The following is an 11840-nucleotide window of genomic DNA, read 5'->3' on the forward strand; positions in this document are numbered from 1 at the left end:
TTCGATGCGGTTGTTTATTGCCGAAAAGCCGAGTCTGGCGCGAGCCATCGCCGACGTGCTGCCCAAGCCGCATCGCAAAGGTGATGGCTTTATCGAATGCGGTAACGGGCAGGTGGTCACCTGGTGTATCGGTCACCTGCTTGAACAGGCGCAGCCGGATGTCTACGACAGCCGCTACGCCCGCTGGAACCTCAACGATCTGCCGATCGTGCCTGAAAAGTGGCGTCTGCAACCGCGTCCTTCCGTCACCAAACAGCTCAACGTCATTAAGCGTTTCCTGCATGAGGCGACGGAAGTGGTCCACGCGGGTGACCCGGACAGGGAAGGGCAACTGCTTGTCGACGAAGTGCTCGACTACCTGGAGCTGGCACCGGAAAAGCGCCAGCAGGTGCAGCGCTGTTTAATTAACGACCTCAACCCGCAGGCGGTGGAGCGCGCGATTTCGCGCCTGCGCGCCAACAGCGAATTTATTCCCCTTTGTGTCTCCGCGCTGGCGCGTGCGCGTGCCGACTGGCTGTACGGGATCAACATGACCCGCGCCTACACCATCCTGGGACGCAATGCGGGCTATCAGGGCGTACTCTCTGTTGGGCGTGTTCAAACCCCGGTGCTGGGGCTGGTGGTGCGTCGCGACGAAGAGATCGAAAATTTCGTCGCCAAAGACTTCTTCGAAGTCAAAGCGCATATCGTCACGCCGAAAGACGAACGCTTTACCGCCGTCTGGCAGCCGAGCGATGCCTGTGAGTCATATCAGGACGAAGAGGGACGGCTGCTGCATCGTCCGCTGGCGGAGCACGTGGTTAACCGCATTACCGGCCAGCCCGCGATCGTTACCAGCTACAACGACAAACGGGAATCAGAGCCTGCACCACTGCCGTTCTCCCTTTCGGCGTTGCAGATCGAGGCCGCGAAAAAGTTTGGCCTGAGCGCGCAGAACGTGCTCGATATCTGCCAGAAGCTCTATGAAACCCACAAGCTGATCACCTATCCGCGTTCGGACAGCCGCTATCTGCCGGAGGAACACTTCGCCGGACGCCACTCGGTAATGAATGCCATTGGTGTCCATGCGCCGGATCTGTTGCCGCAACCGGCGGTAAACCCGGATACCCATAACCGCTGCTGGGACGATAAAAAAGTCGATGCCCACCACGCGATAATCCCGACGGCGCGCACCAGCAACGTCAACCTGACTGACAACGAAGCAAAGGTCTATAACCTGATCGCGCGTCAGTATCTGATGCAGTTCTGCCCGGACGCGGTTTTCCGCAAGTGCGTTATTGAGCTGGAAATTGCCAAAGGCAAATTTATCGCCAAAGCGCGTTTCCTCGCGGAAGCGGGCTGGCGCACGCTGCTCGGCAACAAAGAGCGTGACGAAGAGAACGACGGCACGCCGCTGCCGGTCGTAGCCAAAGGCGATGAACTGCTGTGCGAAAAAGGCGAAGTGGTTGAACGTCAGACCCAGCCGCCGCGCCACTTCACCGATGCGACGCTGCTTTCGGCCATGACCGGGATCGCCCGTTTTGTGCAGGATAAAGATCTGAAGAAGATCCTCCGCGCCACCGACGGTCTGGGTACGGAAGCAACCCGCGCGGGGATTATCGAGTTGCTGTTTAAGCGTGGTTTTCTCGAGAAAAAAGGGCGCTATATCCATTCGACAGAGCCGGGCCGGGCACTGATTCACTCCTTGCCAGAGCTGGCCGCCAGACCGGACATGACCGCGCACTGGGAGTCGGTGCTGACGCAGATCAGCGAAAAGCAGTGCCGTTACCGGGACTTTATGCAGCCGCTGGTGGGGACGCTTTATCAGCTGATTGATCAGGCGCGCAGCACGCCAGTGAAGCGATTCCGGGGGATGGTTGCCCCGGGTGGCGGGGCGAAGAAACCGTTCAAAAAGAAAAAAAGCGCAGCCAAAAATACCACCGCTTAAACCGTAGGCCGGGTAAGGCGAAGCCGCCACCCGGCAAAAAGCAGCTCTGCGGCCTGAAAAAAGCCCGGTGGCGCTAACGCTTACCGGGCCTGCAAGGGCGAGAATGCAGCGAAACTAAATCACACCCTGCCCGATCATCGCATCGGCCACCTTCACGAACCCGGCGATGTTGGCGCCGCGCACGTAGTTGGTCTGTGAAGCCTCACCGCCGTACTCCACGCAGGCATGGTGAATATCAAGCATAATGTGGTGCAGACGGGCATCCACTTTCTCCGCCTTCCAGCCCATTCTCGCGGCGTTTTGTGCCATTTCCAGACCGGATGTTGCCACCCCGCCCGCGTTCGCCGCCTTGCCTGGCGCAAAGAGTACGCCCGCGTCCAGGAACAAATCGGTCGCTTCAATGGTGGTGGGCATATTTGCCCCTTCCGCTACCGCCTTCACGCCATTGCTAATCAGCGTCCGGGCGGCATCCACGTCCAGCTCGTTTTGCGTCGCGCACGGCAGGGCGATATCCACCGGCACACCCCACGGCTGTTTACCTTCCAGATAGGTCAGGCCAAACTCTCGGGCATAATCCGCCACGCGGCCGTCACGGCTGGCTTTGATTTCGCACAGACGCGCCAGTTTTTCTGCTGTGAAGCCAGCTTCATCCACCACGGTGCCGCTGGAGTCGGAGGCGGTCACTACGCGCGCGCCAAACTCCATCGCTTTCTCGATAGCGTACTGCGCCACGTTGCCGGAGCCGGAGACCGCCACGCGCATCCCCTCGAAGCTCAGCCCGTGACGCTTAAGCATCGCTTCAGTGAAATAGACCAGACCGTAACCCGTCGCTTCCGGACGAATCAGGCTGCCGCCAAACGACAGACCTTTGCCGGTAAAGACGCAGGCGCTGTTGTTGGAGAGCTTTTTCATCATCCCGGCCATAAAGCCCACTTCACGACCACCCACGCCGATATCCCCGGCAGGAACGTCGGTGTCCGGCCCAAGGTGGCGATAGAGCTCAGTGACCAGCGCCTGGCAGAAGCGCATCACTTCGCCTTCGCTCTTGCCTTTCGGATCGAAATCACTCCCGCCTTTACCGCCGCCCATCGGCAGGGTAGTGAGCGCATTTTTAAAGGTCTGCTCGAAGCCGAGGAATTTCAGAATCGACAGGTTCACCGAGGGATGGAAGCGCATCCCGCCCTTAAACGGCCCAATGGCGGAGTTAAACTGCACGCGCCACGCGCGGTTGACCTGTACCTGATTGCGATCGTCCACCCACGCCACGCGGAACTGGATGACGCGCTCCGGCTCCACCAGACGTTCAAGCAGCGCCATCTGGCGGTAGCGCGGATTTTCCTCAAGGAAGGGCCACAGGGTGGTCATGACTTCACGAACGGCCTGGGCAAACTCGCTTTGGTGCGGGTCGCGCTGCTGAACATGGGCAAGAAAGCTTTCCAGAGAGCGTGTCTGATCCATAGATATAAGAACCTCTTATAATAATTTAAGCGTGTGGCGGAGATGTTTTGTGTCGTTTTTTTGACTATACCACCCGCACCGCTTTGAGAGGCAAGCAGAAATTTAGGCCGAAAGGGAAATTAATGACAAGCCGCGCGTCATAACCAAAAGCGATGACGAGATAAATTAAAGATCCCGTCAGGATCTACCGTTATAGATATAAACGATGCAAAGGAAATTAAGTCTATGAACCGTTTCGCAATGGCCGCGTTATGTTTGATGGTGTCCGCCGGGGCACAGGCTGATCGTATTCGCCCGGATGTCGAAGTTAACGTACCGCCAGAGGTTTTTAGCGCTGGCGGCCAGCGTGCGCAGCCGTGTAATCAGTGCTGTATCTATCAGGATCAAAACTATTCCGAAGGCGCAGTGGTCAGGGCGGATGGCGTGCTGTTGCAGTGCCAGCGTGATGAGCGCACCCTCAGTACAAACCCGCTGGTCTGGCGTCGCGTAAAAGAATAAACGCTTCCAGGAGCGGTATATCCGCCGGGGCTAAATCATACGTGAACGCGTCTTCTGGCGTGCACCACACCAGCGCCGAGTGGTAGTGCGCCTTCAGCTCGCCGCTAAATTCCGGCACGTGCCAGGCGTGGAGGTGGATCAGCCGCTGCGACACTTCCCGCTGGTGGCTTGCCACATACCGCGCGGGCACGGCTTCAATGCCGAGCTCTTCGCGTAGTTCGCGGATCAGCGCTTCCTGCTGGGTCTCACCGGCTTCAACCTTTCCGCCCGCAAATTCCCACATTCCTGGCTGATCGGCATGTTCGGGACGCTGCGCCAGCAAGATCTTGCCCTCTTGTTCGAGGATGGCCGCAACAACATCGAGTGTTTTCAGCATGTTCGTCAATAATTAATAGCGAAAAACGACATATTATCGTGCCCTGCCAAAGAGTCCAGTCATCAGGAGAATCAGGTGAAAGAGACAGCCGCCTGGGTTGCGCCCATGGAAACCCTTCCCGTCAGCCTCAAGCCCATTGCTGCCATGCAGAAAAAACACTTCGGCGCGGTGCTGAACCCCACGCGCTGGTGGGGGCGTATGCCGCGTCTTTTCTGGCTGGTAGCGCTATTTGTCGGCTATCTGGAGCGGCGCAAGGCGCGTTTGACGCCGGTTCTGCGTTCGTTACTAATGACGCGGGTCTCGCAGATCTGCCACTGCGCATTTTGTATTGATGCCAACAGCCTGCGTCTGGCCGAGCGGAGCGGGGCGCTGGATAAAGTGCAGGCCGTCAACGACTGGCAAAATTCCACCCTGTTCAGCGAAGAGGAGCGCGCGGCGCTGGCCTATGCGGAAGCGGTCACCGCCACGCCGCCTCAGGTGGATGAAAATATCAAAAACCAGCTGAAGCGCCACTTTAGCGAAGAGACTATCACCGAAATGACGGCTCTGATTGCCTTTCAGAACCTTTCCGCCCGCTTTAACGCCGCGCTGGATATCCCGGATCAGGGCCTGTGTGCCACGTTTAAAGGTGAACCGCATGCTGGATAAACATCTGCATCCACGGCTGAAGCCCGGGTTAAATCAGCTGGCCGCCGCGCTGGATAAACCGTTTATTACGCCTGATGGGTTAACGCTCGCCGGGTTTGCGATTGGCGTACTGGCGTTACCGTTTCTGGCGCTGGGCTGGTATCTGGCGGCGCTGGTCGCCATTGTGCTGAACCGGCTGCTGGATGGTCTGGACGGTGCGCTGGCGCGTCGCCGTGGCCTGACGGACGCGGGAGGATTTCTTGATATCGCCCTCGACTTCCTGTTTTACGCGCTGGTACCGTTTGGCTTCGCGCTGGCCGCTCCGGCTGACAATGCGATCGCCGCCGCCTGGCTGCTGTTCGCGTTTATGGGGACGGGCAGCAGTTTCCTGGCCTTTGCCGCGCTGGCGGGGAAGCATAATATCGACAACCCCGGCTACGCGCACAAGTCGCTTTATTACATTGGAGGATTAACGGAAGGAACGGAGACCATCGCGCTGTTTGTGCTGTGCTGCCTGTTTCCGGCACACTTCACGCTGTTTGCCTGGGCGTTTGGCGCGTTGTGCTGGCTGACCACCACAACGCGCATCTGGAGCGGTTACGTGACGCTGAAGTCACTCCCCCGCTAGCGTGCGCTCTCCGGTCCACGCTCCCCGGTGGAGACCGGGTTTTGCGGATGGCTGCTCCATTCGTACCAGCCGCCGTCGTAGACGGCAACGTTTTGCCAGCCCATGGCGCGGGCGTACATAAAGGCTTCAGACGCGCGCCAGCCGGTACCACAGTAGAACGCAACGTGCTGCTCCGGCAGGATATTCCACGTCTTCCACATGGCGGCAATATCATCGGCGCTGCGCATGGTGCCATCCGGATTGTGGAAATCTTCCATGTGGGTCGCGTCGTTGCCCGCATGGCCCCAACGCGCACCGGCAATTTCACCTTTTGGCTTGATATAGCTGTAGCCGCTGGTTTCACCGATAAACTCTGGCCAGGAACGAATGCTCACCAGCGACGCGTCCTGACGGTGCAGCATTCCCCGGGCCTGCTCCATATCCACCATCAGCCGGGGCTGGCCCGGGATCGGCGCGCCAAAATCAGGGGCTGGCTTCACGTTTGCAGGCGTTCCGCGCTCAACGGGCAGGCTGGCGTCGGACCACGCCTTCCAGCCGCCATCCAGAATCCGCACATCCTTCACGCCCGCGTAGAGCATGATCTGCGCCACGCGCGCGGCGGCATACACGTCGCGACCGTACAGAATGACGGTGGTATCGTGACGGATCCCGTGCTTCGCCAGCATCGCTTTCAGCTCTTCGTCAGAGACCTTATTCCACAGCGGTTCGCTTTCCACTTCATTGGTGTCGATATAGCCCGCGCCGGGAATATGGCTCAGGAGATAAAGCTTCGGCGCACCCCAGCCAGCCTCGATCACCTTCCACTCTCCGGCTGGTGCGGCGGTAACGGGTTTGCCCTGCTGCAACTGGTGGATCCACTGCGGATAAACCAGCTGTTCGAAATGCGCCAGACGTTGCAGACGGTCGGATTGTTGCAGGGCATCGCTCAGGATGGAAACGTGGGTAAAACCCGCTTTTTCCAGCCGCGTTTTGACGGTCTGGTTGTCATCATCATTGCCATAGAGCGCAACCGGCATGTCGGGCGTAATCCGATGCTGTTTTGCCCAGCCGCTGAGCTGTTCATCGCTCATTGCCCCAAGCCAGCCTGCAGAGAGATTAAGCGCGGCGGGTTCATGCCCGGACGTTCCGCGCAGCGTCTGCGGCCAGCCGTTAAAGAACGCACTGACGCGCGTATCAATTACCGCGCCGTTTTGCGCCTGGAGCTGGTCCAGCGTGAGGGAGTGGGGCATATCAGCCGCCATGGAGGAGAGTGAGGCGAGGCCGCAGATCAGAGCCAGCGCGGTCAGTTGAGAAACACGTTTCATCGAAAAACCTGACGTCATTAAAAGAGGATGGCATTGTCGTCTCTCCTGAAGCCAAAAACATTGCGTTAGCACATTATTGCCAGCGAGAAATCTCAATCACCTCTCCGCCGGGCGGGATATCTTCCTCATCATGCGTGACCAGCACCATCGGGATCTTGCGCTGGCGAGTGGTTTCGAATACCCACGCCCGGAATGAGGCGCGGAGCGTTTTATCCAGTCGGCTGAACGGTTCGTCAAGCAGCAATGCCTGCGGCTGGGCGAGAAGGGCGCGCAGCAGGCTGACCCGGGCGCGCTCGCCGCCGGAAAGGGTCGCCGGATCGCTGACATAGTGGTTTGCCAGCCCGGCAGATTCAAGAGCCTGCTCTACCGCGTCGCGCCGCGCGCGTCCGGCAATGTGCGCCGGCAACGCCAGCATCAGGTTTTGCCCCACGCTGAAGGCGTCAAACAGCAGGGCATCCTGAAACAGAATGCCGATCCCGCGCGTTTCCACGGGGAGCATATCGCAGCGACGATCGTTCAGCCACAGCTCGCCGTGCGCCTTAAAATCAGTGGATAGCGCCCCCACCATCCAGGCGAAAAGGGTCGATTTCCCGCTCCCGGAGGGTCCCATCAGCGTGAGAATCTCCCCTGCCGGGACGCGGAAGTTGACCTCACGTAAGAGTGGCGCAATGGTGAGATTTTTCACGTTCAGCATTAACGTAATCCTTGTCTGTGACGGCCCACGAACCGGGCGAGCAGCGCGGCAAGGGCAAATACGCTGCTGGTTAACAGCAACAGACCCAGCGCCCGGCTGGCGAGGATCGGAACGCTGCCGCCGCTGCTGAGGGCGACCGCCTCCGTCGTCAGAGTAGTAAAACGACCCGCTCCCAGCCAGAGGGTGGGCATGTACTGGGCCATGCTCACGGAAAAGCCGGTCGCAAAGGCCAGCAGGGCCGGACGAACCATCAGGGGACATTTCACTAACCAGAAAATTTTCGCCTGTCGCCAGCCCAGCGTTCTGGCGGTGAGGATAAGCCGGGGATCGAGCCTGCGCCAGGCCGGTTGCAGCACCAGGAGCATCCACGGGAGAACCCAGAGCATATGGCTCCAGAGCACCGCAGCGTACTGGCCGTCGATGCCCAGCCACAGCGCCACGGCATACTGCCCGGACACGAGGGGCAGCGCCGGGAGGGCAAGCGGCAGCCAGATCCACACCGCGCCACGCTGGGGTCCCCACTCAAGCCAGATCATGAGGATGGCCAGCGCTGTCAGGCTGGACAGCAGTCCCAGTGAAAGGCTGTCGCTGACGGGGCCGATGTCGTCCCGGCGTGCCAGCATCAGCAGAACCAGCGCACAGAGCACGCCGCACAACGGCAGTAACCCGCCCAGCGTCCGTGCGGGCAGCGCCGTATGCGAAGCGCGACGTACCCCGGAGGGGTCAGGCTGGGCGCGCCGCCATGCCGTCCAGAGGCTGTATCCCACCGCGGCAAGTGCGGCCAGCAGCAGGAGCAACACCAGACACAGCAACGTTCCCTTTGTCTGCTGCTGCGCATCGCCCTGGGTAAGCCACTGCCAGGCCAGCACCGCCAGCGTAGGTGGGTTGCCCGGCCCGAGCACGATCGCCACATCCACCACGGAAAGCGACCAGGCGAGCACCGCCAGCATCACGGCGCCCAGCGCGGGGGCGATAGCCGGGAGGACGAGCCAGTTGAGCGCCTGCATTCGTCCGTAGCCGAAGGTATGCAGGACAATTTTCTGCTGTGCGAGGCGCTTTTCAGGCAGCGCGGCGTAGATTGCCCACAGAACGAACGCGCTCTCTTTGACCGCAAGCGTCAGGCCAAGCCCGATACCGTAGCGGTCAAGCTGCGGCGAACAGACCGTACAGATCCGGTAAAACTGACCGCCTTCCGCAAACAGCAGCAGCGCGCTGGTGGCGAAGGCGACGTGCGGCACGGCTAACAGCCACGGCAGACGGGTGCTCAGGCGCTGCCAGCCATCACCCGGCCAGAGAAGCGCAAGCAGGCTCAGGGCGATAAACAGTGAACCCAGCGTCGCGATGAGGGTTGACACCAGCGTAGCGGCCAGCGCCTGCGGCAGCTGCGGGTCGGCAAACAGCGCCGCCCAGTTACTGAGAGAAAACGCCGGGGCCAGCAGCATGCCGCTGGCGGGAAGCAGTGGCAGATAGATGACCGCCATTGCCGCCCATACCAGCCCGCTTAGCGGGTTCCGTAGCGGCGAAGCCATTCCTGCTCCAGGGCGTTAACCCAGGCGGCGTGCGGTTCGGGAAGTACATCAGGCGTGCCTGAAGGGGTAAAGGCATGAAGCTGTTTTGCCGCTTTCGCAGGTAGTTTGGCACCATCCAGCACGCTCGGGTCACCCCAGACGGCAGGATCGGCTTTGCGGATTTGCGCCTGCGGTGACAGCAGGAAATTTGCCACCACTTTCGCCCCTGCGCTCGCACTGGCATTTGCCGGGATAGCGACAAAATGGACGTTGCCGATCATGCCTTTGAGAAAGCCGAAACTGTAGCTATCGGCAGGCAGTTCACCGCTCGCCACCTTTTGCATCGCATGGGCGGGGTTAAAGGTGAGCGACAGGTTCAGGCTGCCGCTGGCCAGCAGCGTATCCATGCGCGCAGGCGACGGAGGAAAATCGTTCCCTTCGCGCCACAGCAGGGGATGCAGCGTATCAAGATAGTCCCACAGCGGCGCGGTGATCTCTGCAAAGGTGCCGTCCGGCGCGTTTTTTAACGCCTCCGGATGTGCGGTCAATGCCAGCAGAAGCTGTTCAAGAAACGCCGTGCCGGTAAAATCCGGCGGTCGCGGATAGCTCACCTTGCCAGGGTGCTGCTGAGCGTAAGCCAGCAGCGCGTGGGGATCTGCCGGAGGCATCGGCATACTCGCTTTACGGGCGATGAAGGTTAACTGCGCGCCGCCCCATGGGGATTCCGCCCCATCGGTCGGGATGGCAAAATCTTCCGTGACCGGTTTACGGGTATCGACGTAACGCCAGTTGGGCAGGGTTTGCGCCCAGCCGGTGAGCAGCAGGTTTGCCTCCTTCAGCGTGCGGAAGTTTTCCCCGTTTACCCAGAGTAGATCCACCGACCCGTTACTGCTACGTCCTGCGGCCTGTTCCGTCTGGATCCGCTTCACCGCATCGGCGGCATCGGCCAGATGAACGATCTTCAGGTTAATGGCATAGTGCGTTTTCATCTCGCCGCTCACCCAGTCGAGGTAGCGGTTAACGGCCTCGTCACCGCCCCAGGCGTTAAACCAGACGGTCTGCCCGGTGGCCTGTTGCTGAATGGATTGCCAGCTTTCTGCGGCGAAGGCAGAGGTTGCCAGCAGCAGACTCGTCAGAAACGCGCAAAAACGCACCCGGCGCATAATGCCTCACTTTTTAATCGAAGGGATGTAACGGGAAAACAGCCAGCGAGTGACCAGCGGTAATAACCCTAATAGTGTAAAGGCGAACAGCAGTCCCGGCGACACAATATCGCGCAGCGTGGTGAGTTTTCCCAGCTCGCGTCCGGCGTTCAGATAAATGACGGTGGCAGGTAGCATCGCAAGCTGGCTGACCCACCAGTAGTGACGCACCTGGATACGGGTTAGCCCCATCAGCAAATTGACCAGAAAGAACGGAAACAACGGCATCAGGCGCAGGGCAAAAAGGTAGCGCGCGCCATCGCGAACCATCCCCACATCGATCGTGTTCATCTGTGCGGCAAAGCGCCGTTGCACCCATTCACGCAGCAGATAACGGCTGACGAGCATGGCAAGCGTGGCGCCGAGCGTCGAGGCCAATGACACCAACAGCGTCGCCTCCCACAGGCTGAAAATCGCCCCGCCGAGCAGCGTCAGAAGCGCAGCCCCGGGTATCGACAGCGCAGAGACGAGAACGTAAACCGCAAAATAGATCAGTGCGCTCTGAAGGGGCGCCTGCTCCACACGATCGAGCAACGTTTGCTGGTGTATTTTTAGCGTGTCGAGGGAGAGCATGCCCGGAGGAAGCAAAACAACGATTAAAACAAATGCGCCCAGAAGGGCGCACAGGAGACTGATTTTTTTAATATTCACTGAGGATTACAGCTTGAACGTTGCCCATACCGGCGCATGGTCGGACGGTTTTTCCATGCTGCGAATATCATAGTCGATACCGGTTTCGATGCAGCGTTCGGCCAGGGGGGCGCTCGCCAGCAGCAGATCAATACGCAGGCCCCGGTTGTCATCGAAGCCTTTAGAGCGGTAGTCAAACCACGAGAAGCGATCCTGCGTCTCCGGGTTAGCGGTGCGGAAGGTATCCACCAGCCCCCAGTCAAGCAAGCGCTGCATCCACTCGCGCTCTTCCGGCAGGAAGGAACATTTCCCGGTGCGCAGCCAGCGCTTGCGGCTGTCTTCGCCAATGCCAATGTCCAGATCAGTCGGGCTGATATTCACATCCCCCATGATCAGCACCGGATTATCTTTGTTGAGTTCGGTCGTAAGGTAGTTTTGCAGATCCTGATAAAATTTGGCTTTGGCCGGGAATTTGGTCGGGTGGTCGCGGCTTTCACCCTGCGGGAAGTAACCATTAATCACTGTGATGTTACCCAGCGGGGAAGGCAGCTCAGCCATGATGAGACGACGCTGTGCTTCTTCACCGTCACCCGGAAAGCCACGACGCACCGACACCGGCGTATCTTTGGTCAGCAGCGCAACGCCGTAGTGGCCTTTCTGACCGTGGTAAAAAACGTTATAGCCCAGCTTCGCTACCTCTTCGAGCGGGAACATATCGTCGTGAACTTTTGTCTCCTGCAAGCCGATCACATCTGGCTGATGTTGCTCAATAATCGCTTCGAGCTGGTGAGGGCGGGCACGCAGGCCGTTGATATTAAAAGAGACAAATTTCATAGTCGCTGCCAATGCAAGGTGAATAGTGCAAGGATGGTAGCAGAATTTACGTCGTCTGTTATCCGCTTCGCCCAATTACTGCGACAGATAATGCCGACGGTGCAATATTTGCACCATTTCGACGCGTTTTGCCCTCGAACAGGGCGTAAAGGAC

12 protein-coding genes are annotated in these 11840 nt (G+C 59.4%); 4 read left to right on the top strand and 8 right to left on the bottom strand.

The annotated features are described in order from the left end of the window. Positions 1 to 4: 4 nt before the first annotated feature. Complete coding sequence (locus ACOTZP_RS17830; protein WP_271074603.1) at positions 5 to 1927, top strand: DNA topoisomerase III; 1923 nt, start codon at positions 5 to 7, stop codon at positions 1925 to 1927. Positions 1928 to 2041: 114 nt separating this feature from the next. Here ACOTZP_RS17830 and gdhA read toward each other — a convergent pair whose 3' ends face one another. Then, positions 2042 to 3385, bottom strand: coding sequence for an NADP-specific glutamate dehydrogenase (gdhA, locus tag ACOTZP_RS17835; protein WP_022647798.1), 1344 nt, complete (start codon positions 3383 to 3385; stop codon positions 2042 to 2044). A gap of 225 nt (positions 3386 to 3610) precedes the next feature. On the opposite strand from gdhA, the gene ACOTZP_RS17840 reads away from it, so the two are divergent. Continuing rightward, entirely contained in the window at positions 3611 to 3883 is a 273-nt protein-coding gene (locus tag ACOTZP_RS17840) for a YnjH family protein (protein WP_022647799.1), read from the top strand. Here the strand turns inward: ACOTZP_RS17840 and ACOTZP_RS17845 are convergent. Next, on the bottom strand, positions 3843 to 4259 hold the full coding sequence (locus ACOTZP_RS17845) for a pyrimidine (deoxy)nucleoside triphosphate diphosphatase (protein WP_271074604.1): 417 nt from the start codon (positions 4257 to 4259) through the stop codon (positions 3843 to 3845). The genes ACOTZP_RS17840 and ACOTZP_RS17845 overlap by 41 nt on opposite strands. A gap of 75 nt (positions 4260 to 4334) precedes the next feature. Here ACOTZP_RS17845 and ACOTZP_RS17850 point away from each other — a divergent pair, with 75 nt between their 5' ends. Both ACOTZP_RS17850 and ACOTZP_RS17855 read left to right on the top strand, forming a co-directional pair. After that, positions 4335 to 4907 carry a carboxymuconolactone decarboxylase family protein gene (locus ACOTZP_RS17850; RefSeq protein WP_063841193.1) on the top strand — a complete coding sequence of 191 codons (573 nt, stop codon included), beginning with the start codon at positions 4335 to 4337 and terminating at the stop codon, positions 4905 to 4907. After that, the gene (locus ACOTZP_RS17855; RefSeq protein WP_022647802.1) at positions 4897 to 5514 is read left to right on the top strand and encodes a CDP-alcohol phosphatidyltransferase family protein; all 618 of its coding nucleotides are present in this window, start codon (positions 4897 to 4899) and stop codon (positions 5512 to 5514) included. The genes ACOTZP_RS17850 and ACOTZP_RS17855 overlap by 11 nt, the downstream gene beginning before the upstream one ends. Here ACOTZP_RS17855 and ACOTZP_RS17860 read toward each other — a convergent pair. The 6 genes from ACOTZP_RS17860 to xthA form a co-directional block, all read right to left on the bottom strand. Further along, a complete protein-coding gene (locus ACOTZP_RS17860; RefSeq protein ID WP_271074605.1) occupies positions 5511 to 6818 on the bottom strand; it encodes a sulfurtransferase in 1308 nt (435 codons plus the stop codon). The two genes, ACOTZP_RS17855 and ACOTZP_RS17860, sit on opposite strands and share 4 nt — an antisense overlap. Before the next feature lie 73 nt (positions 6819 to 6891). Next, positions 6892 to 7512: an ATP-binding cassette domain-containing protein gene (locus ACOTZP_RS17865; RefSeq protein ID WP_108367701.1), complete on the bottom strand. Its 621-nt coding sequence runs from the start codon at positions 7510 to 7512 to the stop codon at positions 6892 to 6894. Then, positions 7512 to 9041: a thiamine ABC transporter permease gene (locus ACOTZP_RS17870; protein WP_165715762.1), complete on the bottom strand. Its 1530-nt coding sequence runs from the start codon at positions 9039 to 9041 to the stop codon at positions 7512 to 7514. The genes ACOTZP_RS17865 and ACOTZP_RS17870 overlap by 1 nt, the downstream gene beginning before the upstream one ends. Continuing rightward, entirely contained in the window at positions 9014 to 10183 is a 1170-nt protein-coding gene (locus ACOTZP_RS17875) for an ABC transporter substrate-binding protein (RefSeq protein WP_410028704.1), read from the bottom strand. The genes ACOTZP_RS17870 and ACOTZP_RS17875 overlap by 28 nt, the downstream gene beginning before the upstream one ends. Positions 10184 to 10189: 6 nt before the next feature. Beyond that, positions 10190 to 10873, bottom strand: coding sequence for a TVP38/TMEM64 family protein (locus tag ACOTZP_RS17880; protein WP_271074607.1), 684 nt, complete (start codon positions 10871 to 10873; stop codon positions 10190 to 10192). Between the two features lie 6 nt (positions 10874 to 10879). Beyond that, positions 10880 to 11686 (bottom strand): exodeoxyribonuclease III, encoded by an 807-nt coding sequence (xthA, locus tag ACOTZP_RS17885; RefSeq protein ID WP_271074608.1) that lies wholly within the window; start codon positions 11684 to 11686, stop codon positions 10880 to 10882. Positions 11687 to 11840 lie beyond the last annotated feature (154 nt).

The sequence above is a fragment of the Enterobacter cloacae complex sp. SYL001 genome (assembly GCF_049237025.1).
In the GTDB taxonomy this organism is placed as follows: Bacteria; Pseudomonadota; Gammaproteobacteria; order Enterobacterales; family Enterobacteriaceae; genus Enterobacter; species Enterobacter intestinihominis.

Coding starts and splice junctions, on each gene's coding strand:
- ACOTZP_RS17830 (WP_271074603.1), top strand. CDS start 5: ATGCGGTTGTTTATTGCCGAAAAGCCGAGTCTGGCGCGAGCCATCGCC.
- gdhA (WP_022647798.1), bottom strand. CDS start 3,385: ATGGATCAGACACGCTCTCTGGAAAGCTTTCTTGCCCATGTTCAGCAG.
- ACOTZP_RS17840 (WP_022647799.1), top strand. CDS start 3,611: ATGAACCGTTTCGCAATGGCCGCGTTATGTTTGATGGTGTCCGCCGGG.
- ACOTZP_RS17845 (WP_271074604.1), bottom strand. CDS start 4,259: ATGCTGAAAACACTCGATGTTGTTGCGGCCATCCTCGAACAAGAGGGC.
- ACOTZP_RS17855 (WP_022647802.1), top strand. CDS start 4,897: ATGCTGGATAAACATCTGCATCCACGGCTGAAGCCCGGGTTAAATCAG.
- ACOTZP_RS17860 (WP_271074605.1), bottom strand. CDS start 6,818: ATGAAACGTGTTTCTCAACTGACCGCGCTGGCTCTGATCTGCGGCCTC.
- ACOTZP_RS17865 (WP_108367701.1), bottom strand. CDS start 7,512: ATGCTGAACGTGAAAAATCTCACCATTGCGCCACTCTTACGTGAGGTC.
- ACOTZP_RS17870 (WP_165715762.1), bottom strand. CDS start 9,041: ATGGCTTCGCCGCTACGGAACCCGCTAAGCGGGCTGGTATGGGCGGCA.
- ACOTZP_RS17875 (WP_410028704.1), bottom strand. CDS start 10,183: ATGCGCCGGGTGCGTTTTTGCGCGTTTCTGACGAGTCTGCTGCTGGCA.
- xthA (WP_271074608.1), bottom strand. CDS start 11,686: ATGAAATTTGTCTCTTTTAATATCAACGGCCTGCGTGCCCGCCCTCAC.